This window comes from Motilimonas pumila (assembly GCF_003596335.1).
Classification (GTDB): domain Bacteria; phylum Pseudomonadota; class Gammaproteobacteria; order Enterobacterales; family CBDFNC01; genus Motilimonas; species Motilimonas pumila.
This window is the reverse complement of sequence record NZ_QZCH01000007.1, coordinates 1-26,213: the sequence shown is the minus strand read 5'-3', so window position 1 is coordinate 26,213 and position 26,213 is coordinate 1. Positions and strand designations below refer to the sequence as shown.

At 45.9% G+C, this 26,213-nt stretch carries 25 protein-coding genes and 2 pseudogenes; 15 read left to right on the top strand and 12 right to left on the bottom strand.

Features of this window, described 5'->3' with window-relative positions; translation table 11 throughout:
* Positions 1 to 78: 78 nt before the first annotated feature.
* From fbp to gyrA, 5 genes are all read right to left on the bottom strand, one after another.
* Positions 79 to 1,101 (bottom strand): class 1 fructose-bisphosphatase, encoded by a 1,023-nt coding sequence (gene fbp / locus D1Z90_RS07260; RefSeq protein WP_198419073.1) that lies wholly within the window; start codon positions 1,099 to 1,101, stop codon positions 79 to 81.
* A gap of 138 nt (positions 1,102 to 1,239) precedes the next feature.
* Positions 1,240 to 2,520 (bottom strand): 3-phosphoshikimate 1-carboxyvinyltransferase, encoded by a 1,281-nt coding sequence (gene aroA / locus D1Z90_RS07255; RefSeq protein WP_119910089.1) that lies wholly within the window; start codon positions 2,518 to 2,520, stop codon positions 1,240 to 1,242.
* A gap of 22 nt (positions 2,521 to 2,542) precedes the next feature.
* The gene (gene hisC / locus D1Z90_RS07250; protein ID WP_119910088.1) at positions 2,543 to 3,646 is read right to left on the bottom strand and encodes a histidinol-phosphate transaminase; all 1,104 of its coding nucleotides are present in this window, start codon (positions 3,644 to 3,646) and stop codon (positions 2,543 to 2,545) included.
* A 30-nt stretch (positions 3,647 to 3,676) separates the two neighbouring features.
* Positions 3,677 to 4,768 (bottom strand): 3-phosphoserine/phosphohydroxythreonine transaminase, encoded by a 1,092-nt coding sequence (serC, locus tag D1Z90_RS07245; protein ID WP_119910087.1) that lies wholly within the window; start codon positions 4,766 to 4,768, stop codon positions 3,677 to 3,679.
* Positions 4,769 to 4,831: 63 nt separating this feature from the next.
* Positions 4,832 to 7,525 (bottom strand): DNA topoisomerase (ATP-hydrolyzing) subunit A, encoded by a 2,694-nt coding sequence (gene gyrA, locus D1Z90_RS07240; protein ID WP_119910086.1) that lies wholly within the window; start codon positions 7,523 to 7,525, stop codon positions 4,832 to 4,834.
* Positions 7,526 to 7,719: 194 nt separating this feature from the next.
* Here gyrA and ubiG point away from each other — a divergent pair, with 194 nt between their 5' ends.
* The 6 genes from ubiG (at position 7,720) to D1Z90_RS07205 (ending at position 13,784) form a co-directional block, all read left to right on the top strand.
* Positions 7,720 to 8,415, top strand: coding sequence for a bifunctional 2-polyprenyl-6-hydroxyphenol methylase/3-demethylubiquinol 3-O-methyltransferase UbiG (gene ubiG, locus D1Z90_RS07235; protein ID WP_119910085.1), 696 nt, complete (start codon positions 7,720 to 7,722; stop codon positions 8,413 to 8,415).
* A gap of 477 nt (positions 8,416 to 8,892) precedes the next feature.
* Complete coding sequence (gene nrdA / locus D1Z90_RS07225; protein ID WP_119910083.1) at positions 8,893 to 11,172, top strand: class 1a ribonucleoside-diphosphate reductase subunit alpha; 2,280 nt, start codon at positions 8,893 to 8,895, stop codon at positions 11,170 to 11,172.
* A 59-nt stretch (positions 11,173 to 11,231) separates the two neighbouring features.
* On the top strand, positions 11,232 to 12,368 hold the full coding sequence (gene nrdB, locus D1Z90_RS07220; protein ID WP_119910082.1) for a class Ia ribonucleoside-diphosphate reductase subunit beta: 1,137 nt from the start codon (positions 11,232 to 11,234) through the stop codon (positions 12,366 to 12,368).
* Positions 12,368 to 12,649, top strand: coding sequence for a class I ribonucleotide reductase maintenance protein YfaE (yfaE, locus tag D1Z90_RS07215; protein ID WP_119910081.1), 282 nt, complete (start codon positions 12,368 to 12,370; stop codon positions 12,647 to 12,649). Before nrdB ends, yfaE begins: the two co-directional genes overlap by 1 nt.
* A gap of 64 nt (positions 12,650 to 12,713) precedes the next feature.
* Positions 12,714 to 13,367, top strand: a complete 654-nt coding sequence (gene pdxH / locus D1Z90_RS07210) for a pyridoxamine 5'-phosphate oxidase (RefSeq protein ID WP_119910080.1) — start codon at positions 12,714 to 12,716, stop codon at positions 13,365 to 13,367.
* Positions 13,368 to 13,562: 195 nt separating this feature from the next.
* Entirely contained in the window at positions 13,563 to 13,784 is a 222-nt protein-coding gene (locus tag D1Z90_RS07205) for a DUF2004 domain-containing protein (RefSeq protein ID WP_232525216.1), read from the top strand.
* A 56-nt stretch (positions 13,785 to 13,840) separates the two neighbouring features.
* On the opposite strand, the gene D1Z90_RS07200 is transcribed toward D1Z90_RS07205, so the two are convergent.
* On the bottom strand, positions 13,841 to 14,950 hold the full coding sequence (locus D1Z90_RS07200) for a S41 family peptidase (RefSeq protein ID WP_119910078.1): 1,110 nt from the start codon (positions 14,948 to 14,950) through the stop codon (positions 13,841 to 13,843).
* A gap of 280 nt (positions 14,951 to 15,230) precedes the next feature.
* Between D1Z90_RS07200 and D1Z90_RS21940 the strand changes: the two genes are divergently transcribed.
* Entirely contained in the window at positions 15,231 to 16,781 is a 1,551-nt protein-coding gene (locus tag D1Z90_RS21940; RefSeq protein WP_119910077.1) for a glycosyl hydrolase family 18 protein, read from the top strand.
* Between the two features lie 624 nt (positions 16,782 to 17,405).
* Here the strand turns inward: D1Z90_RS21940 and D1Z90_RS07190 are convergent.
* Positions 17,406 to 17,816, bottom strand: a complete 411-nt coding sequence (locus tag D1Z90_RS07190; protein WP_119910076.1) for a DUF4124 domain-containing protein — start codon at positions 17,814 to 17,816, stop codon at positions 17,406 to 17,408.
* 160 nt (positions 17,817 to 17,976) lie between these two features.
* Between D1Z90_RS07190 and D1Z90_RS07185 the strand changes: the two are divergent.
* Positions 17,977 to 18,080 (top strand): annotated as a pseudogene (locus D1Z90_RS07185) (IS110 family transposase); the annotation flags it as partial.
* Positions 18,081 to 18,109: 29 nt separating this feature from the next.
* Here the strand turns inward: D1Z90_RS07185 and D1Z90_RS21650 are convergent.
* Both D1Z90_RS21650 and D1Z90_RS07180 read right to left on the bottom strand, forming a co-directional pair.
* Positions 18,110 to 18,386, bottom strand: a pseudogene (locus D1Z90_RS21650) (transposase); the annotation flags it as partial.
* Between the two features lie 91 nt (positions 18,387 to 18,477).
* A complete protein-coding gene (locus tag D1Z90_RS07180; RefSeq protein WP_119910075.1) occupies positions 18,478 to 19,041 on the bottom strand; it encodes a TetR/AcrR family transcriptional regulator in 564 nt (187 codons plus the stop codon).
* A gap of 97 nt (positions 19,042 to 19,138) precedes the next feature.
* Here D1Z90_RS07180 and D1Z90_RS07175 point away from each other — a divergent pair, with 97 nt between their 5' ends.
* From D1Z90_RS07175 to D1Z90_RS07145, 7 genes are all read left to right on the top strand, one after another.
* Complete coding sequence (locus D1Z90_RS07175) at positions 19,139 to 19,600, top strand: HPP family protein (protein WP_119910074.1); 462 nt, start codon at positions 19,139 to 19,141, stop codon at positions 19,598 to 19,600.
* 21 nt (positions 19,601 to 19,621) lie between these two features.
* Positions 19,622 to 20,278 (top strand): YoaK family protein, encoded by a 657-nt coding sequence (locus D1Z90_RS07170; protein WP_119910073.1) that lies wholly within the window; start codon positions 19,622 to 19,624, stop codon positions 20,276 to 20,278.
* A 121-nt stretch (positions 20,279 to 20,399) separates the two neighbouring features.
* Positions 20,400 to 21,122, top strand: coding sequence for a DUF6882 domain-containing protein (locus D1Z90_RS07165; RefSeq protein WP_119910072.1), 723 nt, complete (start codon positions 20,400 to 20,402; stop codon positions 21,120 to 21,122).
* Positions 21,123 to 21,293: 171 nt separating this feature from the next.
* On the top strand, positions 21,294 to 21,494 hold the full coding sequence (locus D1Z90_RS07160; protein WP_119910071.1) for a hypothetical protein: 201 nt from the start codon (positions 21,294 to 21,296) through the stop codon (positions 21,492 to 21,494).
* Between the two features lie 8 nt (positions 21,495 to 21,502).
* Positions 21,503 to 22,390 (top strand): hypothetical protein, encoded by an 888-nt coding sequence (locus tag D1Z90_RS07155; RefSeq protein WP_147378738.1) that lies wholly within the window; start codon positions 21,503 to 21,505, stop codon positions 22,388 to 22,390.
* A 210-nt stretch (positions 22,391 to 22,600) separates the two neighbouring features.
* The gene (locus D1Z90_RS07150; RefSeq protein WP_119910069.1) at positions 22,601 to 23,233 is read left to right on the top strand and encodes a methyltransferase family protein; all 633 of its coding nucleotides are present in this window, start codon (positions 22,601 to 22,603) and stop codon (positions 23,231 to 23,233) included.
* Positions 23,234 to 23,459: 226 nt separating this feature from the next.
* Positions 23,460 to 23,687: a DUF3565 domain-containing protein gene (locus D1Z90_RS07145; RefSeq protein WP_438941739.1), complete on the top strand. Its 228-nt coding sequence runs from the start codon at positions 23,460 to 23,462 to the stop codon at positions 23,685 to 23,687.
* A 293-nt stretch (positions 23,688 to 23,980) separates the two neighbouring features.
* On the opposite strand, the gene D1Z90_RS07140 is transcribed toward D1Z90_RS07145, so the two are convergent.
* The 3 genes from D1Z90_RS07140 to D1Z90_RS07130 all read right to left on the bottom strand — a co-directional run bounded on the left by D1Z90_RS07140 (position 23,981) and on the right by D1Z90_RS07130 (position 26,068).
* Entirely contained in the window at positions 23,981 to 24,754 is a 774-nt protein-coding gene (locus tag D1Z90_RS07140; RefSeq protein ID WP_119910068.1) for an aminoglycoside phosphotransferase family protein, read from the bottom strand.
* Between the two features lie 49 nt (positions 24,755 to 24,803).
* Complete coding sequence (locus D1Z90_RS07135; protein WP_119910067.1) at positions 24,804 to 25,562, bottom strand: class I SAM-dependent methyltransferase; 759 nt, start codon at positions 25,560 to 25,562, stop codon at positions 24,804 to 24,806.
* Positions 25,563 to 25,702: 140 nt separating this feature from the next.
* Positions 25,703 to 26,068, bottom strand: a complete 366-nt coding sequence (locus tag D1Z90_RS07130) for a hypothetical protein (RefSeq protein ID WP_232525215.1) — start codon at positions 26,066 to 26,068, stop codon at positions 25,703 to 25,705.
* Between the last annotated feature and the right edge of the window lie 145 nt (positions 26,069 to 26,213).

Genomic DNA, 26,213 nt, shown 5'->3' with positions numbered 1-26,213 from the left:
TGCAAATAACCGCGGCGATTATACCCAAGGCATTGGCCATGTGCTAGGTCAAGCCATGGCCAAGGTGGCATTTTTTAATTATAGATTTGTTTCAGCATCTGGCCCACTGAAGTCGGCCATCATGGCTTCGGCAGTGTTGACCATATTGGTTGAGCCAACAAAAAAAGAGGTGCGCTGGTGCAGCTCACTGGGTTTGATATCCAGAATGGATGAAAAACCATCACTGGCTTTACCGCCGGCTTGCTCCATCAAAAAAGCCATCGGATTGCATTCATATAACAGCCTGAGCTTGCCTTTTGGCGCGCTGGCTGTGGTCGGGTAAATGAAAATACCGCCTTTGAGCAAGTTACGGTGAAAGTCAGACACCAAAGAGCCTATGTAGCGTGACGTATAAGGCCGCCCCTGCTCAGGCGCTTCTTGCTGGCAAAACTTAATGTAGCGTTTTACTCCTTCCGGGAATTTGATGTAATTGCCTTCATTAATAGAGTAAATCTTACCGTCGGTAGGAATTTTCATATCTTGGTGTGACAAACAAAAAACCCCGATAGAGGGATCAAGGGTGAAACCGTGTACACCATTGCCCGTGCTGTATACCAACATGGTTGAGGAGCCATAAATAACATAGCCTGCAGCAATTTGTTTGCGCCCAGGCTGTAAAAAATCCGCCTCTGTTACTTCTGAGCCCACTGGGCTGACACGCTTATAAATAGAGAAAATGGTGCCCACCGAGACATTGACATCAATGTTAGATGAGCCATCTAAAGGGTCCATCAACACTATGTATTTGCCATTTTTTGACTGGGTATTATTAAAAGCCACAAAGTCATCTTCTTCTTCTGAGGCTACTCCGCAGACTTCGCCACGAGCTTCCATTGCGGCTTTAAATTTATCATTGGCGTAAATATCCAGCTTTTGTTGCTGCTCACCTTGTACATTTTCTTGCCCAGCACTGCCGATGATATCGACCAAGCCTGCTTTATTAATCTCTCGGTTAACGACTTTTGCAGCAAGCCGAATCGCCCCTAGTAGCTGTGACAAGCTGCCAGACGCATCTGGAAAATCCAGTTGTTTTTCGACGATAAATTCACCCAAGGTTTTCATATTCTCAGCCATCTTGATGCCTTCTATTAGTTGTTTACCATCCCTTCTATAAGCCTAGACTCAACCTTGAGCCTATTGTAAAAAATTTGAAATACTTAATTTTAGGTACAAAAAAAGGAGCCGTTTGGCTCCTTAGTTTTACTTGCTGACTTGTTTGAGCTTGTCAAAGTAGTCAGGGAATGTCTTTGAAGTACATCCCGGGTCATTGATGGTGACCGGTGTATCACTGAGGGCCACCAAGGAGAAACACATCGCAATGCGATGGTCGTCATACGTATCAATGGCCGCATGTTGCAACGTCTGCGCTGGTGTAACTTCAATAAAGTCATGACCTTCTACCACTTCAGCACCTACTTTACGAAGCTCTGTGGCCATTGCAGCAAGACGGTCGGTTTCTTTTACCCGCCAGTTATAAACGTTACGAATGGCTGTAGTACCTGTGGCAAAAAGTGCTGTGGTTGCAATGGTCATGGCGGCATCAGGAATATGATTCATGTCCATGTCTACCGCCTTGAGTTCGCCAACGGTAGATTTAATGTAATCATCACCCCACTCAATGTCAGCGCCCATTGCCGCTAACACGTCTGCAAACTGAACGTCGCCTTGGACCGATTTTTTACCTATGCCAGTCACTTTTACCGTGCCACCTTTGATGGCCGCTGCCGCAAGGAAGTATGATGCAGATGATGCGTCACCTTCTACCAAGAACTGACCAGGCGCGGTATAGGTTTGTTGGCCTTTGATAATAAAGCGCTGATAATCGATGTTTTCTACTTGCACGCCAAATTGCGACATGATGTGTAGAGTGATTTCGATATAAGGTTTAGACACTAGCTCACCAACGATTTCAATTTCGGTATCGCCATCGGCGTAAGGTGCCGCCATCAAAAATGCGGTCAAAAACTGGCTAGAGACTGAACCATCAATGGAAATTTTACCGCCACGTAGGCCGGTACTTTTTATTTTAAGCGGCGGGTAATCTTCATTTTTTAAATACGTCACGTCAGCGCCGGCTTGGCGCAAAGCATCCACCAAGCTTCCAATTGGACGCTCTTCCATGCGAGGCTCACCGGTAAGTTCATACTCACCCTTGCCTAAGCATAACGCCGCACAAAGTGGGCGCATCGCAGTGCCAGCATTCCCTAAAAACAGCTCCATCGCTTGTGAAGTTTCAAACGCTCGGCCTAAACCTTCAACCACACATTGGGTTTTATCTGCAGACAGCTGATATTGCACACCCAGCTTGGTAAGGGCATTTAACATATGACGAATGTCGTCACTGTCTAATAAATTAGTCAGGGTTGTGGTGCCTTTTGCTAAGGCCGCCAGCAGCAAAGCGCGGTTCGATACACTTTTTGAACCCGGTAAGTTAATTTCACCATCGATTTTATGAATCGGGTTTAGGGTTAACTGTTCCATCTGTTTCCTTTCTATCTCTTTTCTAGAGCGCTAAAACCTGAGCAAGCGCTGTTTTGAATTTTTGATTTTCGGCAGTGGTGCCAATACTAACACGTAAATGGGCCGGCATGCCGTAACCGCCGATCGGACGAACAATGACGCCAAGCGCTAGCAGTGCTTGATACACTTGCTGACCATCTCGACCGGTATCAAAAGTGATAAAGTTGCCTTTTGATGCAATATAAGCAAGATTATGCTGCTCAAAAAATGCCACCAAATCTTCCATGCCTTGTTGATTAAGCGCCACGCTCTCAGCCAAATATTGCTTGTCTTGTAATGCAGCGCAAGCCGCAGCAAGGGCCACTGAGTTGCAGTTAAAGGGTTGCCTAACTCGATTAAGAATGTCAGCGATAGCAGGGCTTGAGATAGCATATCCCACCCGCAGTGCCGCTAAGCCATAAGCTTTTGAGAAAGTGCGAGTGACTACCAAGTTAGGAAAACGCTGCAACCAATTGATACTGTCGGCACGCTCAGATTGCTCCACGTATTCAAAGTACGCTTCATCTAACACCACCACAATATTCTCTGGCACTTGTTCTAAAAAGGCTAAGATATCAGCACTGGCTAAAAATGTGCCCGTCGGGTTATTGGGGTTGGCGATAAAAATCATTCGCGTATGCTCAGTGATCGCCGCGCGCATGGCGTCTAAATCATGACCCCAGTCTTTCGCAGGCACCGCCACGGCTTTGGCGCCAATGGCTTGTGTCACTAATGGATAGACCACAAATGCATACTGAGCAAAAATCACTTCGTCTTGCGTGCTAACATAAGCGCGAGCTAGCAGTTCCAACACATCGTTAGAGCCATTGCCTAACGTGATTTGCTCAGCTGTCACGCCATATTCGCTGGCAAGGGCTTGTTTTAGGTGATATCCGTTCGCGTCCGGGTAACGACTTAACTCAGACAGCTCTGCGGTGATGGCCGCCTTTACTTGTTCGCTCAACGGCAAAGGGTTTTCATTTGACGCCAATTTTACGATGTCGCTAATACCCAGTTCACGCTCTAACTCGTCAACGGGCTTACCCGCTTGATATGGATGCAGTCCTTGCACCCCTAAATTGGCTAATGCTAAAAAATCACAGCTCATGCTGATTCCTTTAAATCTGTAGTTGACGTCTTAAGCTTGGTGTTTGCTGGCAAATATTTGCATAAAAGAAACCAAAGCTTCAACCCCTTCAATCGGCATGGCGTTATAAATGCTGGCGCGCATGCCACCCACAATACGATGTCCTTTAAGGGTTAATAACCCGGCCTCAGCAGACTCAGCCAAAAACGCTTCATTCAATGATTCATCCACCAACTGAAAAGGCACGTTCATCCAACTACGGTATTGTTTATCTACCTGGTTTTGGTAAAAGTCACTGCCATCTATGTAGTCATACAGTAAATTGGCTTTGGCTTCATTACGCTTGGCAAATTCGGCAATGCCACCCTGCTCTTTTAACCACTGGAAAACCAGACCCGCCAAATACCAACTGTAAGTTGGTGGCGTGTTATACATGGAGTCAGAGTTGGCCAACACTTGGTAATCTAAAATAGAAGGAATAGCTTGACGCGCACGGCCTAGCAAGTCTTCGCGCACGATGACCAAGGCCAAGCCTGATGGGCCAATGTTTTTTTGTGCTCCAGCATAAATCACACCAAATTTAGACACATCGATCGACCGCGACAAAATCGTTGAGCTCATATCGGCTACCAAAGGCACATCACCGGTATCAGGAATATCGCTGATTTCAATGCCTTCTATGGTTTCATTAGGGCAGTAATGCACGTAAGCCGCGTCGGGGTTCAGCGGCCACTTAGTGCTAGGCGTTAAGCTCACTGAGCCGTCTTCAGCCGTTTCTCGAATATCAATTTGGTTAATTTTACCGTGTTTTTTGCCTTCTTCAGCAGCCGATTTAGCCCACTGGCCGGTAATAATGTAATCCGCTTCCAGTTTGTCACCAAAAAGATTTAATGGCACAGCCGCAAACTGACCACGACCGCCACCTTGGCAGAAAAGCACCTTGTAGTTGTCCGGAATGGCTAATAAATCCCGCAAGTCTTGCTCAGCTTGTTCGGCCATCGCAATATACTCTTTGCTGCGATGGCTTACTTCCATTACTGACACTTGCAGTGCATTCCAGTTGCGCATTTCTGCTTGCGCGCGTTCCATTACTGCCGTTGGCAACATCGCCGGACCGGCACAAAAGTTATATACCTGAGACATTTTTACTTTCCAGAAAATAAAACGAGCGGCAAACGCCGCTCATTTAGTCATTAACTTATTATCTTATTCTTGGTCAGGCTCTGACCCAGCCTCACTGGCTGACGCTTCCACTGGCTGCGCTTCTTGGCCAGTCTCGGCATCGTCTTCGCAAGACTCTGTGACCTCTTCAATACGCTGCAACGCGACCACAGACTCACCTTCACCAGTACGGATAAGGGTAACGCCTTGGGTATTACGGCCTACGGTAGAGACTTCCTCTACGCGGGTGCGAACCAGAGTGCCTTTATCAGAGATAAGCATAATATCTTCTGACTCATCCACTTGCACCGCGCCCACAACTAAGCCATTACGTTCGCTTACCTTAATCGAAACCACCCCTTGGGTCGCACGACCTTTGGTTGGGTATTCCGATTGTGGAGTACGTTTACCGTAACCATTTTCAGTCACGGTTAAGATGTCGCCATGGTCATTCGGGACAATCAGTGAAACGACTTTTTGACCGTCTGCCAGTTTAATGCCTCGAACACCCGTCGCAGTACGACCCATAGGTCTAACACCACGGAACTTAATTTCCGGCTGACCATGTTCATCTAGCACAGGCTGTCCGTTTTCATCCAATACCGGGATCTCTTCCGACTCTTTGAAGCGTACCACTTTGCCGGCGTCTGAGAACAGCATGATTTCATCATCACCGTTGGTGATAGCGACACCAATTAGCTCATCACCGTCATTCAAGTTCACCGCAATTAAGCCAGAACTGCGAGGCTTGCTGTATGCGCTCAGAACGGTTTTCTTGACCGTGCCTGAAGCGGTTGCCATCAAGATAAACTTGTCATCTTGGTACTCACGGACCGGTAAAATAGCCGTAATACGTTCATTTTCTTCTAGTGGCAGAATGTTCACGATTGGACGACCACGCGCGGCGCGTGAAGCTAATGGCAACTGATAGACTTTAAGCCAGTAAAGCTTACCGCGGCTTGAGAAACATAAAATCGTGTCGTGGGTATTAGCAACCAGCAAACGTTCGATGAAATCTTCATCTTTCATCTTGGTTGCAGCTTTACCCTTGCCGCCGCGACGTTGCGCTTCATAATCAGTGAGCGGTTGGTATTTAACGTAACCCTCGCGAGAAAGCGTCACAACCACATCTTCTTCATTGATCAAGTCTTCTAAATCAATGTCTCCGCTCATCGCAGTAATTTCAGTACGGCGCTCGTCGCCAAACTGATCACGAATCAATTCTAATTCTTCGCGAATCACTTCAATCAAACGCTCAGGGCTGTTTAGGATGTGCAGTAATTCAGCAATCAGCGTAAGCAGCTCTTTATACTCATCAAGGATCTTCTCGTGCTCTAAGCCGGTTAGCTTATGCAAACGTAAGTCCAAGATAGCTTGTGCTTGTTGCTCGGTCAGGAAGTATTGCCCTTCGCGAATGCCATACTCAGCCGCTAACCAATCTGGTCGCGCTGCATCGTTACCGGCCGTTTCTAGCATCGCAGCAACGTTACCTAAGTCCCAACCGCGCGCTTGCAACTCAGCTTTAGCAATAGCTGGCGTAGCGGACTCACGAATGAGCTCAATAATGGGGTCAATATTGGCTAAAGCAATCGCTAGACCTTCCAAGATATGCGCACGGTCACGGGCCTTTTTCAGCTCAAACACGGTACGACGTGTCACCACTTCACGGCGATGACGCACAAAGCTTTCGAGGGTTTCTTTTAGGTTAAATAACTTTGGCTGACCATCGTCAAGGGCAACCATGTTAATGCCAAAAGACACCTGCATTTGCGTTTGCGCATACAGGTTATTCAACACCACTTCACCCACTTCGCCGCGTTTGATTTCAATCACTAAGCGAATTTGTTTGGTCGATTCATCACGCAGACCACTGATGCCTTCAATCTTTTTATCTTTGACTAACTCGGCAATTTTTTCTTGTAGTTTTGCTTTGTTAACCTGATAAGGCAGTTCGTGCACTATGATGGTTTCACGACCCGTTTTCTCGTCAACTTCAACATCGGCACGGGCGCGAATACGCAATTTACCGCGGCCAGTTTTGTATGCGTCAACGATGCCTTTACGGCCAGCAATGATGCCTTGAGTCGGGAAATCCGGGCCTGGGATATGCTCCATCAACTCGTCAATGGTGATATCGTTATTTTCAATCAGCGCCAAACAACCGTTAATCACTTCGGTCAGGTTGTGGGGCGGAATATTGGTTGCCATGCCTACGGCTATACCAGAAGAACCGTTAACTAATAAGTTAGGCACCTTGGTTGGCAGTACTGCTGGAATTTGCTCTGTGCCGTCATAGTTAGGCACAAAATCCACGGTTTCTTTGTCTAAATCTGCCAACAATTCGTGGGAGATTTTATCCATGCGTATTTCGGTATAACGCATCGCCGCGGCAGAGTCGCCGTCTACAGAACCAAAGTTACCTTGGCCGTCTACTAGCATGTAACGCAGTGAGAAGTCCTGCGCCATACGTACGATTGTGTCATAAACAGCGGTATCACCATGTGGGTGATATTTACCTATTACGTCACCTACCACACGGGCAGATTTTTTATAGGGTTTGTTCCAGTCATTGCCCAGTACGTTCATTGCATACAGCACACGGCGATGAACAGGTTTTAAACCATCGCGGACATCCGGCAGTGCCCGGCCCACGATGACGCTCATGGCATAATCGAGATAGGAGTTCTTTAACTCATCCTCAATATTTACCGGCGTAATATCTTTTGCAAGATCGCTCATATAAGCTTAAATCCCTAAATCTATTATTTCAGTCTAATTTGACGAGCCGAAGATTCTACCACAGTTTCATGACGGAGGCAGCGTTCAACTGGGTGGAAAAAGTGGAAGTTTTTTAAAAAAAATGGGGTTTTTAGATCTAACTCGCGCTTATAATAGCCCGCATCAGCCGCAACGATTAAAAAAGCAACAAAACCATGAATGTAGATGAACAAGAAATTGCAAAATTTGAAGCCATGGCATCACGCTGGTGGGACCTAGAAGGCGAATTTAAACCTTTACATCGCCTCAATCCCACACGATTGGCTTATATCAACCGAGGTTGCGGTGGATTATTCGGCAAAACGGTTTTGGATGTTGGCTGCGGCGGCGGCATATTATCTGAAAGCATGGCCCATAAAGGGGCGTTTGTCACCGGCCTAGACATGGGCACTGAGCCACTTGAAGTAGCACGTTTGCACGCTTTAGAAACCGGCGCAGAACTGAACTACATTCAAATGCCCGTAGAGCAGCATGCAGCGGAGCAGCCAGCGCATTATGACGTGATCACTTGCATGGAAATGCTCGAACACGTGCCCGACCCAGCCTCTGTGATTCAAGCTTGCGCTGCATTACTAAAACCTGATGGCATGATCTTCTTTTCTACCATTAATCGTACCCTAAAATCGTATTTGACCATGATAGTGGGCGCAGAATATGTATTGCGCTGGGTACCAAAAGGCACTCATGAACATGACAAATTTATACGCCCTTCTGAGCTGCTTAATTTCACCGACCGAGCGAACCTCAAGTGTGAAGATTTAACGGGCGTATTGTATCAACCGCTGAGCCAACGCTTTTATCTTGACCAAAATGTCGACACCAATTACATGCTGATGTGTCGACCTCGCTAAGTAAATAAATGATCTTCGATCTCGCGCACACTCTGGCGCGAGAATTCTATGGATTTTTGCCGTCATTTTTTCGTCACAAATTGCTCAAGCCTTAGCCAGCTCAACGTAGGCTTTGATGGCAATTTGAGCAACAAAAAAAAACAAATATAAAATTTTATTTTTTTGAAATTAAGCAGAAATATTACTTGAATTTTGCATCGTACAAACGGGCGAGGCCAAATGCAGTTAGCAGTCACTAACAAAGCGGTTTTTTTCACACTTTATCCACAAAAATTGCTTTCTCGGTCAACTTGCAAAAATCCGAATACCTCATTATCTTGTATAAAATAAAAATTAAAACACTAGATGTAGTGTCTAGCGCGAATTCTTAGAGAAAGGCTGTATTGCGTATAAGTTATCCAAAACCTATACCTGATAGAGCCTTTTGTGTCTTTAGCTGGTCACTAGATTACCAATCACTACAAAAAGGCTTGTTTCATGAATAAAAATCTGTTGGTTACCAAACGTGATGGCGAAAAAGAGGCGATAGATTTAGATAAAATCCATCGTGTCATTACCTGGGCAGCAGAAGGCTTAAATAACGTATCCGTGTCTCAGGTAGAGCTAAAATCTCACATCCAGTTCTACGACGGCATTAAAACTGAAGATATTCATGAGACTATCATCAAAGCCGCGGCCGATTTAATCTCGCCAGACACGCCTGACTACCAATATTTGTCAGCACGTTTAGCCATATTCCACCTACGCAAAAAAGCCTACGGTCAATTTGAGCCACCACATATTTATGATCACGTAGTGAAAATGTGTGAAGCCGACAAATACGATCGCCATTTGCTTAACGATTACTCCCGAGAAGAGTTTGAGCAAATGAATGAGTTTATCGACCACTGGCGTGACATGACCTTCTCTTATGCCGCTGTTAAGCAGCTGGAAGGGAAATACTTGGTACAAAACCGTGTCACCGGTGAAATCTTTGAAAGCGCTCAATTTTTATACATGTTGGTATCGGCGTGTTTATTTGCCAACTACGATAAAAACGTGCGCATGGACTACGTACGCCGCTTCTACGATGCGATATCTACCTTTAAGTTATCGCTGCCTACGCCAATCATGTCTGGCGTGCGTACCCCGACCCGTCAATTTAGCTCGTGTGTACTGATTGAAACGGGTGACAGCTTAGACTCAATCAATGCCACCGCAAGCGCCGTGGTGAAATACGTATCACAACGCGCCGGTATTGGTATCAACGCCGGTCGCATTCGCGCCCTTGGCAGTGAAATCCGTGGCGGAGAAGCATTTCACACGGGTTGTATTCCATTTTATAAATACTTCCAAACAGCCGTAAAATCGTGTTCGCAAGGCGGCGTACGTGGCGGTGCAGCCACCGTGTTCTACCCAATTTGGCACATGGAAGTAGAGTCACTGCTGGTTCTTAAAAACAACCGTGGTGTAGAAGAAAACCGTGTCCGTCACTTAGATTACGGCGTGCAATTAAACAAAGTATTTTACACTCGCCTGATCAAAGGCGGTAACATTACGTTATTCAGCCCATCCGATGCACCGGGCCTTTACGACGCCTTTTTTGAAGATCAAGAAAAATTTGAGCAGCTTTACCTGCAATATGAGCAAGACGACAGTATTCGCAAGAAAACCCTTAAAGCCGTCGACCTATTTGCCCTGCTAATGCAAGAGCGTGCGAGCACGGGCCGCATCTACATTCAAAACGTCGACCACTGTAATACTCACAGTCCATTCGACTCAAAAGTGGCGCCAATACGTCAAAGTAACTTGTGTTTGGAAATTGCATTGCCGACCAAGCCATTAGAGCATGTTAACGATGAAAACGGCGAAATTGCTCTTTGTACGCTTTCTGCGTTTAACCTCGGTAAGCTTGAAAGCCTAGACGAACTCGAAGAGCTGTCCGATTTGATCGTACGCGCCCTAGACAGCCTGTTGGATTACCAGGATTACCCAATTCCAGCAGCGCAAACCAGCAGCTTAAACCGTCGTACCTTAGGTGTGGGCGTGATTAACTACGCCTATTACCTCGCCAAGAATGGCGTATACTACTCAAACGGCAGCGCTAACAACCTCACTCACCGTACCTTCGAAGCCATTCAATACTACCTATTGAAAGCGTCTAACGAGCTAGCGAAAGAACAAGGCGCGTGCCCGGCGTTTAACGAAACGACTTACGCTCAAGGCATTCTTCCAATTGATACCTACAAATCTGAGCTCGACAAAATATGCACCGAAGGCTTGCACCTCGACTGGGAAGGCTTACGTGGTAGCATTCAAACTCACGGTTTACGTAACTCAACTCTGTCCGCTTTAATGCCCTCTGAAACATCGAGCCAAATCTCAAATGCCACCAACGGCATTGAGCCGCCGCGCGGTTATATCAGTGTGAAAGCCAGTAAAGACGGCATTTTAAAGCAAGTTGTACCTGAATATGAGCGCCTAAAAGAAAACTATGAGTTACTGTGGAATATCCCAGATAACACGGGTTACATCGAGCTAGTTGGCATTATGCAAAAGTTTGTTGACCAAGCCATTTCTGCCAACACCAACTACGACCCAAGTAAGTTTGAAGGCGGCAAAGTGCCAATGAAGCTGTTGCTTAAAGACTTACTAAACGCCTATAAAATGGGCCTCAAAACCCTGTACTACCATAACACCCGTGACGGCGCAGAAGATAACCAAACAGACGTGCAAAAAGAAGACGACGGCTGTGCCGGCGGCGCGTGTAAAATTTAATCCTAGCCCAGGGGAAGCTTGTCTTCCCCACTAAATATAGATGTATTAGAGCAGACTCAATGAATAAATATACCACCTTCTCAAAACTGCAAAACAACCCACTGAAAGAGCCTATGTTTCTTGGCAACCCAGTGAACGTGGCTAGGTATGACCAGCAAAAATTTGAGATCTTTGAAAAGCTAATTGAAAAGCAATTAAGCTTTTTCTGGCGCCCTGAAGAAGTGGACGTCAGCCGTGATCGTGTTGACTTCCAAGAGCTGCCAGAGCATGAGCAACATATTTTTATTTCTAATCTGAAATATCAAACGTTGCTCGACTCAATTCAAGGCCGAAGCCCTAACGTTGCGCTGCTGCCTTTAGTATCTATCCCTGAATTAGAGACCTGGATTGAAACGTGGGCGTTTTCCGAAACCATTCACAGTCGTAGCTACACCCACATCATTCGCAACCTGTTTACCGACCCAAGCGAAATTTTTGATGACATCGTGGTCAACGAAGAAATCCAAAAGCGCGCCGATGATATCTCTTGTTATTACGACGACTTGATCACCGCCACCCAGTTTTATCAGCTAAACGGTGCTGGCGAACTGACCAAAGAAGACGGCAGCAAGGAACAAATTACGGTACGTAACATCAAGAAAAAACTGTTTTTATGTATCAACTCAGTTAATGCACTCGAGGCCATTCGTTTTTATGTGAGCTTTGCGTGTTCATTTGCCTTTGCCGAGCGCCACCTGCTAGAAGGCAACGCCAAAATCATTCGCTTAATTGCTCGTGACGAAGCGCTGCACCTTAACTCTACTCAGCACATTCTAAACCTGTGGAAAGACGGCGCAGATGACCCTGAGATGGCTGAAATTGCCAAAGAATGTGAGCAAGAAGCCAGAGACATCTTTATGCGCGCTGCGCAACAAGAAAAAGAATGGGCTGAATACTTGTTCAAAGACGGCTCGATGATCGGCCTTAACAAAGACATCTTGTGCCAATACGTAGAATATATTTCTAACGTGCGTATGCAAGCCATTGGTTTCGATGCCCCGTTTGAAACCACTTCCAACCCCATTCCGTGGATCAATAACTGGCTGGTCAGTGACAACGTCCAAGTGGCGCCGCAAGAGTCAGAAATTAGCTCGTACCTAGTAGGTCAAATCGACTCTGAAATTGACCACGACGACTTGGGTGATTTTGAGCTCTAATGGCAGTCAAACTGACCATTAACGGCATCGCGTTTGCCATTGACCCCAAGCAGACGATACTCGACTCGTTAGAGCGCAATGGTATTGGTTCAGAATACCATTGCCGAGACGGCCACTGCGGCGCTTGCCAGTGCAAACTGCTCAGCGGCGAAGTGGCTTACGACAAAACGCCCATGGCGTATGTACGCAGCGGTCATATCTTAACCTGCTGTAGCAAACCCAAAGGCGACGTTGAGCTTGCCATACCAGGTGTGCGTTTGCCCTTAAAATTAACCGGTTAATGGTCATCCATTTACCTGGCTTTATCGTATACTTAGCATCATCTCGTTTACTAAGAAGAACATCATGTCTTTGTTAACCAAGCTAAAATGTGCCTTTACGCTGGGCCAAGGCGTATTAATTGATATGCCAGAATTACAACCAACGGATGATCCAATTGAGTTTTTCAACGGTTGGCTCAAGGTAGCCGAAGAATCCGGCATTATTTTGCCCGAGTCGATGTCAGTGGCCAGCTGCACGCCAGAAGGTAAACCGTCATCACGTATGGTGTTATTAAAAGAAGTCGACAGCCGCGGCTTTGTGTTTTACACCAACTATGGCAGCCGTAAAGCGCAGCAGCTAGACGCTAACCCGCATTGCGCCTTGTTGTTTCACTGGAACATTTTACAACGCCAAGTACGCATCGAAGGCCGGTTAGAACGGGTTAGCCAAGCCGAGTCAGAGGCTTATTTTCACTCCCGTGGTCGCGGCAGCCAAATTGGCGCTTGGGCATCGCACCAAAGTGACGTTGCCCAAAGCCGCCAAGAGTTGATGGACAAAGTAAAACATTACGAAAAAGAGTTTGCCGGCAAACCTATCCCGTTACCCGAGTTTTGGGGCGGATATCGGGTGATCCCAGAGCGTATTGAATTTTGGCAAGGTAAAGCAGACCGGTTACACGACCGCTTTGACTATCAAAAACACGGCGACGGGTGGCAAGTGGTAAGGTTAAACCCTTAGTTAGCTGAACACGGCTATCTCACTTAGAGGGCGTTCTGAAACACCCTCTGGCATCTATCATCACAACTTAAAAGCCAATAATACTCGCCAGAGTTAGCCTACAAACATAATTTGGAATAGTGACCAAAAATTAGCCAAGCCCTTAACGCCATTGAAGCAGCCATTGGCACTGAACAAGGCGAATACAGCATCGACTTGTTTATCAGCCATCACTTAAACCTGTTAAGCGAAGACGATTGGCAGCAATTAATAGGTAAACCGGCCCCCAGCGCCAAAGACATGATCGCCAGCTTAGATCTGGTAGATCAATGGGAGCAAACCTATGATTTTGCTTTACTCAATCAGGTCAGCGACTATCTGCTCAGCGTCACTTTTGATGATCAGGGTGCTGTCAGCAATATCGCAATGGAAAGCTAACCAAGAAAGTGCATACCACTTGCCCGTGCACACCATCGCCCACGGGCAAGTCATGGCTAATCTGCCGAAGCGACTTGTTTATCATCAATCCATGCCAACGCAGCTTGGATCACGGCATCATCCTCGGGAGCAGGCAGCAAGCTGGCATCAAACACATTTTCATCCAGCGGTGAGTCAACCAAGAAATCTGGCGTAAGTACAGTGTCAACCGGATTACCGGCTAAGTCTAAAAAGATGTCTGAAGTCACCCATATTTGTGAGTCGTCCAATAAAACGTTTGGAGTAACTACAGAAATCACCCCATAACTGGGCTTGCCAAATAGCTTGGCCTGGTTCTGTTGTAAAGTGAGTCCAGTGACTTCTCCCATGCTCGCAGTGCCGCCATTAATCAACACGGCAACTTTTGCCGATGGGCTTTTTAATTGGTAGCCAGGAGTATCAATCCCATACCCCAAAGACGATAAGTGGCTTTTACCATTAATGACCCAGCGCTTATTACCAGAGGCATTAACGGTATACGCTAATCGCCCACGCGGATAAAAAGGGCTCATGGCAGCGTATATCCATGACATAACTCCGCCTCTATGAAACCGCAAGTCAATCACCCAGCCAGATAAACTGGCGGAGTCTACTTGTTTAATTGCACGTAGCACAGAACTTAGATACGCCTGCCCATGTTCAATGTTGTTATCTAACGATAAATACCCCATCACTTTTAAGTAGGCGATATCGTCTTTGAGCATAAAACTCGTGATGGCTTCTTGGTTTGCTTTGTTGTAATCATCAATTTGAGCTAATTGATAAGCTGGAACAAACGAAGTGTGCTTTTCTTCCGTTAGCTCCACCGCATAATTAATGGCGTTATAGACTTGGGTTTTATACAGCGGCGCGGGATACTTTTCAAAAACTGCGCGTTTGATAGCAGGCCAATCACGCGAGTAGCGCTTAAAATCCAGCGCCTCCATTTTTAACAGCGCATCCTCTAAACAAGCTTTCGCCTCTGCATGGCTATCAAACCCTTGCAGGGCAGCTGCATTACCTATTGTGGTAGCGGATCCGCTTGAAACGGATTGAGCAGCGAATGACTCTTTCGCAAGTGAATAAGAAGGCATCGCACTAAGGCCCATAAGCGCGAGAGCAACCGTCACATATTTAATAGAAGCCATTGAAAACCCATGTGTTTTTATATAACGCCAGTGAATATCATAAAATAATCAACAACAAGGTATCCATATTAGCTGATATTTCACATAACACACGGCGAAAAAAATCCTCGCCAGAATCATCCTTTACTATTAACAGCTAACATAACACTATGAAAAAACAGTGATTTCGCCCTCAAACTCAATACTCGTATTTGCCTGCCTGAACTTTTACAGCAATAATATTTGCTCATAAATTAAACAACGCAACTTACAATCAGACTCGTTTACAAGGAATGTAATCATGAAATTGACCCAGATAGCGCGCTCACTGGCGCTTTGCACTGTATTATCCGCACCATTATTTAGCACCAGTGCTAGTGCAGCAGTGGCTGACGATAGCTTTAAAAGCGTGGGGTATTTACCTATTTATCGCGCTTATACCATTAACCAAATAGAGTTTAATAAGCTTACCCACGTGATGTACTCGTTTGCCCGCCCAGATGCCAACGGCAATATCTACATCATGAATGGGGGCAGCGCGGCAGACTTAGCCAACATTCGTCAAAAAGCCCATGCAGTAGGTACCCAAGTAGGTATTGCATTAGGGGGCTGGGACGATAACTACAGCACCGCGCGGATTTTTGAAAACCTCACTGCTGACCCAACAACTCGCGCCAACTTAATTCAAAACATTGTCAATTTTACCAAGCAGCATCAACTTGATGGCGTTGACATGGACTGGGAGCACCCTACCGCAAGCTCCGCTGCTAACTATGAAACCTTTATGATTGAGCTGGGAGATGCGCTGCACGCTGAGAACTTGTTCTTATCGGCTGCTGTGGTCTCTTACGGCTCATTAGCCAGCCATATTCGTGATGGCGTGTTAGCGAAAGTCGATTTCTTGAACCTAATGGCATACGACGCCCAAGGCCCACACCATTCATCCATGCAAGTCGCCATTGACTCAGTGAGCTATTGGAAATCCCGAAATATCGACGCCAACAAACTGGTACTCGGGGTGCCGTTTTACTCACGCGGTGCAGCCGTGCAAACCTACGCGCAAATTATTCAACAAAGCACCGACAATGCTTGTGTTGATGATGCTGGCGGTAAAAAATACAACGGTATTCCTACCATTCGCCAAAAAACCCAATATGCCATCGACAATGTTGGCGGCATTATGAATTGGGAGCTCGGCCAAGATAGCTTTGGTCAATACTCTTTACTCAGTGCTATGGACGATGTAATCAATCAGGTGGATGACACTGTCTGTGCTAGTTCTGTTGAACCAACGCCAAGTGTGACGCCAACGCCAACAACTGCACCGACTACCGCACCAACGCCAGCGCCAACACTTGAACCAACACCAGCACCAACAGCGCCACCGGTTACGGGCGATATCATCGCCTTTGTACCGGGTAAAACCAAAGTCAGTAATGGTGATGTAGTCAGCTATGATGGCAAATGCTACCAAGCGAAAAACAACCCTGGAGTATGGGAAACGCCGCGCCTTGGATCATGGTTCTGGACTGAGACTGCGTGTGCCACTCCAACTCAAGCCCCAACACAGGCACCAACACCTGAGCCAACCGCTACTCCTGAGCCAACGCTAGCACCGTCGCCGACACCAACGCCGGTACCTACCACCGCGCCAACAGAGCCACCGCAGCCTACGCAAGTGCCAACCGAGCCTCCTACTAGCGCGGTGCCGTTTGTGCTAGGGCAAACAAAAGTGAGCAATGGTGACGTAGTAAGCTACAAAGCCAGTTGTTACGCGGCTAAAAATAGCCCTGGTACTTGGGAAACACCTCGTGTTGGCTCTTGGTTTTGGGAGCAAGTAACCTGCCCATAAGCCGCACCATAACTTGCAGTCATACATCGGGATGACTGCAAGCATTAGTTGATTTTGATGCCGGCTCTGCGTCCCTACTCGGCTTAGCGGTCAAACTGTTGGACAATCGGTTTGAAACTTGTTTCAGGTTGTATGTGGCTGATTTTTATTCTGGCGTATTATTACACATTAACGAGTTAGAACTTAGGCAAAAAAACAGTGACCGAGAGTGTGCAATGAATCGAAACGTAAGCCATTTTATTCAAATTCAACACCTCGATATACAAGGGCATTTCGCTTCTGGGCGAACTCTCTAACTACCTCAAGCCTGTAGCCAGTTTCATTTATAAAGTGTCTAGGAATTCCAGGCCTAACCAAACCCTAAATCTTCTTCGTGGTTCTGCTCAGATTCCTGATAGACTTTAAATAAGGGGCCTTAGCCATATTTGTATTGCCTTCTGCAACCGCAGCACAGCGCCAAGATCGCTATCTTGCACCTTAGCTTAGCGCTCAACCACGCTATTTTTTGAGACAGAAACAAGCGTCTATCTTCAGCCCATTTATGAACTTAATTGTCATAGTGAATATCTCAGAAAGAAGGTTGCCAAAACAATCAAACAAACTCAATGGCACTATCTAACATCGCTAGCAGTAATCTTTGATTTGCTTCTTCGCTGAACGTTTCGCTTTTATAAGGTTTTCTTTTTTAAATGTATTTCCTTTCCACACAAAGTTTCCCGAAGCGAGCATTTCGGAGCTAAACTTTAATTTTCGTTTCGCCCCCGCGCACAAATCAGAAGAGATCATACTCGCTGTATCGACTTTTTTTCTGCTTGTCTGGAGGCGATTTTCTTTTTTAGTATTTGAAACTATGGGCTGTGGCTCAGACTTCAATGTATTAATTGTGGGAATTTTTACTTGTTTAGACTCACCTGAATTCAAAGGCTGCGAGCTGTAATGGACAGTGCCATTCTCATCGGTCCAAGTATACACGTTTCCAGCAACCGCCGAGGTTGAAAGCAAGCTAGCAAAAAGTAGGGCTCTTAATCGGTACATAAAATTGATATTGATAGTAGAAAAGAATGGAGAAAGATTAACACAAAACAGTCGAAATCAAATAAATATAAAATCGATATTCTATGGCGTGTCACCACCTAAACTGAGCGCATTGGCTGTCGACCCCGTATTTTTCAAGCTATTTTGTCAAACTAATTAACTTTTACAAAACATGAAAGGCATTGGGAAAATTGCCGCGGCTTCCATTATTAGCAACCTGCCGGAATTAGCTATATCAGCAACAAAGAAGCCAGTTCATTAGTCGCAGGGCGGGAGTATACTTTGAGTGTTTTTCATTCAAAGAACACTTTAGCCCTGTAATCATCGTCCCAGCCCACACGTTTAAGCTTATTGCTTTGACTCGGTGCACCAGAATCATACTGGCGCAGCATATTCATTACATAAAGCGCCTGAACAAAGCCATGTTCTGAACAGCACCCTCCAGCATAATACGTGATTCACCTTCTTTAAAAACAACATATAAAACAGAGTGTTGGCTGTTTTTATGCGCCAGTGCTGGCGTATGTAATGGCCCAGAAGCTTATGTTTTGGCGACATTGAGCTGATGTGAACCGGCCACTGCGTTATTTAAGGCAGGGACTGCGTGACGTCGTTATGAATGGTCAATGACGGCAGCAGCGAATGATTGAGAAGCGCGTAATCACTCACCAGTGCTTGGCATCATCACGTTCAGCGCCTGAATACATTGCCTGCACGTTTTGTCGCCCTCTCCCCCAAGGTGCGCTGATACAATGGCACCTTCTTTCATTAAGCAAACCGCGTTCAATAAACATGTATTGTCATGACTGATGTAGCTAGCAAGTAACTCACGAACTGCTTGTTTATGTTGGTGACAAAAATGCAAAATCTTGCACTCCGGCTCGGTAAACTCGGCTGAGGTATTAATAAAAAAACAACCGCGGAAAACACCAAGTTCCGGAGCCTGATGGTTAAACCAGCGGGCCAAGGACTCAAATAGCCGAGCGATCACTTCATGGTCAGAGTTGGCACCATGCAACTGTTGCTTTAGCCAAAGCATAAATACTTCATGACGTTGCTGTAACGCGGCTAATACCAACGCATTTTTGCTCTCAAAATGATTATAAAGGGTACGCTTAGCGACACCTGAAACACTCAACACCTCATTGATCCCGATGGCGTTAATGCCATGTTGATAAAACAGGGTGAGCGCAGTATCAATAAGTAACTGTCGTTTGGCATTCATAAATGTGCTCCTTTAATTGCCATATTGACAAAAGGAGACCAGTCTGTCTACAATCAAGAGGTAGACAAGTCGGTCTACTTTCATAAAGAGGAAACCCATGAAAACATCCGTTATTGCTCTCACTGCTGGCTTCGGCGCCTTTTTAGCCATTTTTGCGTTGTCCGCTATCGAGGCAAACCTTAGCCAAGTGGCTTTGGTGATGGCACCGTTTGGCGCCTCTACCGTACTGGTTTTTGGATTGCCGAAAAGTCCGTTGGCACAACCAAAAAATGTCATTTGGGGTCACCTTATTACCGCCGCCATCGGCATCGCCTTCGTACAATACTTGACCGTTACGCCTTTCACCTTAGCGTTAGCAACCGGCTTAGCCGTTGCCGCCATGTTTCTCAGTAACACCACTCACCCGCCGGCGGGAGCGAACCCCATGCTGATCATGCTTTCTGGCCAAAGTTGGACCTTTTTGTTCACGCCAGTATTGCTTGGCGCCATACTCATCGTAGTAGTGGGAAAAATAATGCAGGTTATACTTAAACGCTGGTGCAATGGTGAACCCGTTTAATTTTTACAAAGGAAACCATCTTTGATCTCAACACTTCCAAAATGGGTAGAAACAGGGGCGTGGTTATTGGCGTTTATCGCCGGTTTTATAAATGCAATTGGCTTATTGAGTTTTGAGCATCAGTCTGTGTCCCATTTATCCGGCACCGCCACTTTACTGGGCGCGCAAGTCATAACTCAAAACACCACTCTGATATGGCATCTCTTAGGCGTGCTGCTGTCTTTTGTGATTGGCGCGGCTATGGCCGGGTTGCTGCTATCGAGTGCCAGCTTAAAACTAGGCAGACATTATGATACGGCTTTAATGTTAGAGTCTCTGTTATTGTTTGCGGCATTGTGGCAGCTGAATTCAGGCAGCATCTACGGTCATTTTTTGGCTTCGGCGGCGTGCGGTTTACAAAATGCACTCGCCACCACCTATAGCGGCGCCATTATAAGAACCACTCACGTTACCGGCATTTTTACCGATTTAGGCATAATGTTAGGCAAGTACTTAAAAGGCGAAGGCCTAGACAAGCGCAAAGCCAAGCTGTTTTTGTGTATTATCAGCGGTTTTATCATTGGCGGTGCCCTTGGCGCTGGTTTATTTAAGTCCTTTGGCGTCAATGCACTATTATTACCGGCGAGCATTTGTGGCCTCATGGCGCTGGTTTACCGCATATTCAGAAAAACCGTCTAATGATGCCTTGTCAAAGCGGTAACAAAATGCGATCGCGAATCAAATTCTTGTAGCTTCATCAACCTTGCGGCTTTATATCTTGCTAAGATGTCTCAACCCCAATTTACGCAAAGGTTCATTCATGTCTTGCTCAGGTTGCCATCAGCCACACTCTCAACAAGTCACCTACTTATGTCAGCACCTGATCGCCGCAAAGCAAGCTGGCTTTAATACCGCTTATGACGAAGAGAGCCCTGATGTGTTGTACCCGGATGCATGGTGCGATAAGTGCTTAGAAGTGTTGATGCAACAAGGGGAGTGGAACCAAATTGCTGAGGATTTTGCTGCTTTTTCCGCTCATTGTAGCCATTGCTACCACAGCGCAAGGCAAGCTAATTGGCGTCAAGATGATGCGGCTTATCACCAATTAGTTCGTGACAGCTTTCACTACTTACAACATAAACAAGCTGACCTTATTGCCCGCCATGACTTAAATCAATACGACAGATGGGACTGGGATCAAGCCAGTGAACACTTAATTTTCAGTTTGAATGGTCAACAGCAACTCGCGGCCCAAGTCAGCTTTTCAGGCAGTATTTCATCCAAGTCGAATACATGGATGTGGGCATGGGCCAACACCTCATTACTTAGCAATATAAAAGCACAATCTAAAGCGCTACAACAACTGGGAGAAGCCAATAGCTTTTTGGCCTTAGAAGCCGCTATTTGGCCGGCCGATGAAACAGATGGCTGGGAAATGACCGCGGTAATGGCAAAACACCTCAACGCCATTGGCGCATACCGTACCAAAGATGACAGTGGTTTTACTTATATGGTCATTCATAGCGTGAGCCCCCTATCTTAACGCCATTGCCTGAAGCATTACGCGCTGCTGCCATCATAAAAATGGTCAATTTCAATTATAAAAAGCCGCTTATAAAAAAATTGGCAAGAGCACAAGTTTCACACTCGCTCATTGATAAAAAATTGACGCTACTTAATACTGTATTTTCATCCTATTTATTGAGATAAGCCAATGACCTTAATCATTTTAACCCTCTCTCCTCTCGTCGCAATTTATACCTTATTAATTGGCTTTAACCGTTTTACCCCTACCAGCATGGCACACAAATCTGAAGCAGAAATCGATGATATTCGCCAATCTCAAAAAGTGATCGGCTTTACCATGCTCACCTTGTTTGTGTTTACCCTATTCCATTTCTCAACAGCAGTGTAAGCATGACCATGAATATAGTCCCGCTCCGTCGTAGCCTTTGCCTGTTGGCAGTGGGAATTGGGCTTATTGCCTGCAGTGATAACCCTACCTTGAATACCCATCACAAAGACAACGGTCTGAAGAATCACCCGCCCGCACAAGGCAAGTGCGCCGGTTGGCAACGCAGCCTTTCTGAGGGTAAAAAGCAGCAAGATGTCGCTTATTGTTTGCGCGAATTAGCCCGCACCAACCGGGCTGAGGCCGTCGCAGAAGCGACTATTATGGCTGACTGGCCGATAAAATTGGTGCCCAACTCTGATTTACCAGAGCTGATTGCAGCCATGCACCTTTATCCTCAACCGGGTCAATTACTCGACTATTTGTCCTCGCTTGGCTTGCTTGCTCATAACTGGCAACAATTGCCCTCTCCCGAATATGCGATAACCGCCAGTGATTACTTGTCATCATTGGCCGCCGTCGCTTGGTTTGACACCGAGACCGGCTTTTTCCCCAATGAGCATGATGGCTTATTGCATATGCTGGCCAAACATACCGACTTAAGCGATGTTAAATTTGAAGAAGTTGCACCGCCATACTCATCGTCAGACCGCCAGCCCTACCAGCTTTTTGCAGAAGTTAATGGCCATCGCTATCAACAACAGGCGCAAAATTATGGCGATTGGTATGATGTCGTGGCAGTGCTCGACTTGCTAAATAAAGTGGCCCAACAAGAACAGCGCCGCAGCCGATTTATACAGTTTGCATCCACTGATCAAGGCTCTATTGTGTGGGTAGTTGATAAACAGCCTTTAGCCAGCCTTTATCAAGCAGGACTCCTCAGATATGAACCTTACGTTTTAGCAATCGACATAGGCAAAGCGTCAGAAGCCAAAGTGCTCAGCTCAGTCCCTAAATAGCACCTAGCCAACAGTGAATAAAATGTGTAACGAAGGCTTTTGCAGGCTCGCAATGAACAAAAAATGGCGGTTTGTGATACCTTATCGGCAAGCTTATCGAAATAGATTAGCGACCAACAAGGAGGTTCACATCAAGGCAGGCACAATCAGCAACAAGGCCAGCAACACGGCGGTGCGGGTAACGCGGTTCATTCAGCCAGGTTTATGCTCATGACACACCTTAGCCCACTGAGCGCGGAGGTCCTCGCTTTCAGCCGACTATATTTAGCCGCTTTCTTTACTTTTGTCGCGGTGTTTTATACCGCACGCATTATATTAATAAAGCCCCAGGTCAGCAGCGGAGAAGTTATTTTCCCAGGCCAACGATTTAGCGCAAGTTGGTGGAATCACATGCTCTTTAAAAGCTTTAGAGCGGCAATCTGGTTCATTTGCGTGGGCCGATTATTTGCGCCTCACTGGGATCAATATTTAGGCATTATAGCGCCATTAATACAGCCACTCATTCAATGCTTAGGATTCGTTTTATTAACCGTAGGATTTGCCATCACAGCTGTAGTGCACTGGAAAATGGGGACAATTTGGCGCTCAGGGGTAGACCCTCGCGGCCCGGTTCGCTTGATCCAAACGGGCCTCTATCGCTATTCACGTAACCCCATGTTTGTGTGCGTGGCACTGGCGCAACTTGGCTTTTTCTTGGCGCTGCCTTCGGTCTTTACCCTCGTTTGCCTTGTAATTGGTTGGAGCACGCTTTATCGCCAAACCTTGGTAGAAGAGCACCACCTTGAACAAGCATTTACCCAAGAATACCGTCACTATAAAACCACGGTGCGGCGCTGGGTATAACCACAAAAGCCAAGGCGTGAATAGGCTTCACGCCTATCTTTGGCCGACTAGGTCAGCTGACAGCGCCAAGCCAGTTTGCACTCTCTACCATTAGGCAAACAAGATATTTCAAAACCTAGGGCTAAAACCGAAGGCTCTGTCGAACATGCTCTTCAGAGTATGTAACAACGAAGGCTTTCACCTCGAAGTACAATACCAGATCACGGTAGGATAACCAGAAGTCAAAATGCCAACACACAAAGATGCCATTCCACAAGCCATTTGTGGTTATCACTTAGACGAAAAACACGACTGGGTGGCTGAGCTTGCATGCGGTCACTTTCAGCATGTGCGCCACCAGCCGCCTTTTATCCAACGTCCTTGGGTGATGACTGAAGCCGGCCGCACGAGTATGCTGGGCTTTTCGCTGGGCTGTATTAAGTGTTTTCGCGGCGAGCCCAAAGATAGCTTGTAACCTGGTGCCATTCCCAGTTATCTGGACTGGGCCCTGCTCCATCGAGGGCTTTTGGTTGCAAATCAATCCGTTATTGATTTCTTTTAGTTCTTCAAACAAGGATTACCACTGCGTGTTATTGAGAACACAAGTCATCTGATTTTCCTCAAGATACTTCGACAGCTTAGCCTGAGTGTTTAATACCATGCGTTACTCTATGTCACATAGCGCCACATTAAGGCGTGGGCAGCCCTTGGCCATACTTGAGCGAGGCGAAAACGCCAAGGGTTGAAAATCACGCTAACATACTATTGTTAATTGCCCAAAGAGCTCTTAATTTTTTGCTTATTTTCAGTGATATATACAATGTCATTTAAGTAAGCTTGAAGATGTCCTTGCTCTATGTTTTCAGCAAATGATTCATTACCCCTTTCGGCTTCTCCCCGCATAAAAGTGACTAAAGCCTGTAACCGTAAAACCATGGCGTCAGCTAATTGCGCCCTTTGTGTTTCAGTTGCACCGTAACTGTCGCAGAACAACTTAGCTCTGGCCACCTGATCTGCGATTGTTCCTAGCTTGTCATTGCTGTCTGTTTTGAAAGGCGACCAACAATAAACTGAATAGGCTAAATCCCATATTCTTGGGGCTGGATGCGCGGTGTCAAAGTCAAACACGCCTACAACTGTATTTTCTAGTAAGGCAACGTTGTATGGGGTGAAATCACCATGACAGATCACCTCAAATGGCTCTCTTGGCGCTAACATCCATGGGTGTGCATTGACATCAAGTTGCTCTATAAATGAAACACTCGAGTCATGGATTTTACGTAGTAACTTACCCGCTGAAATAAGTGCTTCATCTGTTGCAATTGCACCGATTAACGGATAATTGTAGGTATTACCGGCAACAAAACTTAACATTTCTTGCCCTTGATTGAGACCAAGAAACTTGGGGCTTTCCTTTACGTTTGCTTGTTCAAGGTGCGCCAAAATCAGGTGAATGGTAGCGCTCCACGGCTGTAGTGGTCGATAGACAACTTCACCATCTCGATATATGGCAGACTCTCTGCCGCCTGATAATGCTTCCACAATACCTCCCTGTGTAACTCACGCCGCCTTAAGCGGTGACTTACGCGTGCTATTTTTGAATGTAAGCAAGTTGGCGCGCATGGAATAAGACTTCATTGCTTTGTGACGTGCGCACTTTTTCACACCTAAAGAATATAAAGTTTGGGTTATTCTTTAGGTGGCGGTAGGTTGATTCAGACAAGTCTTTTGCCTTTTCATCAATCACCCCCTCACTCATTTTTGATATCAGTAGCCCAGAGTGCGTAATAGCTTCACTGATCTCAGTTAATGAACGGCGATAATATTGCACTTTTACCGGAGTTCCAACTGTGTTCCACTCTTCTTCAACAAGCTCACGACTAAAGTAGTTGCCTGATTCAGAACATTCGAAGTCAGCAAATGGGTGATGAGTAGAGAAAACCATATAACCACTCGGTTTCAAGATGCGATAAACCGACTCAAAAACCGGCGTTAAATCTTCAACGTAATGAAGTACCAACGGGCAAACTATCACATCTGCACTGTTATCCTTCTCCAAGGGTAAACCTTGGGATATATTCTGGCAGTAAGCGTGAACATTGGAGCCGAACTTGCTCTTAACTAGAGCCACCATCTCTTGTGATATATCTATACAAGTCAATCGATTGACTGACTGTTCGAGAAACCATTGAGCATACTCACCTGGACCACAGCCCATATCAACGACATCTTTACCTTGTAAGTTGTCCAGCAAACTCATCGTTGACGGTCGTTCTAACAATGCGTTGTAAATATTACCTTTTACAACTTCAGCATACTTAACAGCATGTTTCGTATACATTTTTGACATCTTGTACACCTACAAAATTTAGAGAAGGGAGAATAGCACTTAGCCTAGCATTTAGCGGACGTAAACAATTGATTAAAATCTATAGCGAAGCGAAACCTAGCCAACGGTTACGAGTCCTGCTTTAGTCTCTTGTTATATTTCTAATACTCTTCGCCTTCATCACCTACGACTTTTGCCCTGAGTAGTTTTGCGATTTCTTTTGCTTTGTTAACTTGTATTTCATCTGAACCGAAGGTAATTCTGCCATTAAAGTAACTGAAGTAGTATTTATTACACGAAGCAGGGCTAGTCCATACACAGCTATTGGGAGTAGATATTTCAATTTTTTCACCGGTCTGAGGGTTAATTGCAATAGCCACATGCTGAACACTTAAAGTTTTATCTTGAGCGCAAATTGCTAACCATTCAGAATCCAAAATTTCATTTTCACGCTTGATATGTAAATTGTAAGCAGCCATAGCATTCCAGTTCATTAGTAAGAGTATTAATACTGTAGTTTTACGCATAATTAAGAGTTCTAACGCCCTGTTAAGGGTTGAGCAACGCAATACCGAACCCGCCGCAAACCACAGGGCGCGAGCATACTTTGGTTAATTTATAGCCCAAAGAAGACTTGCGCTCTATAATCATCGCACCAACCAGCTTTTTTAA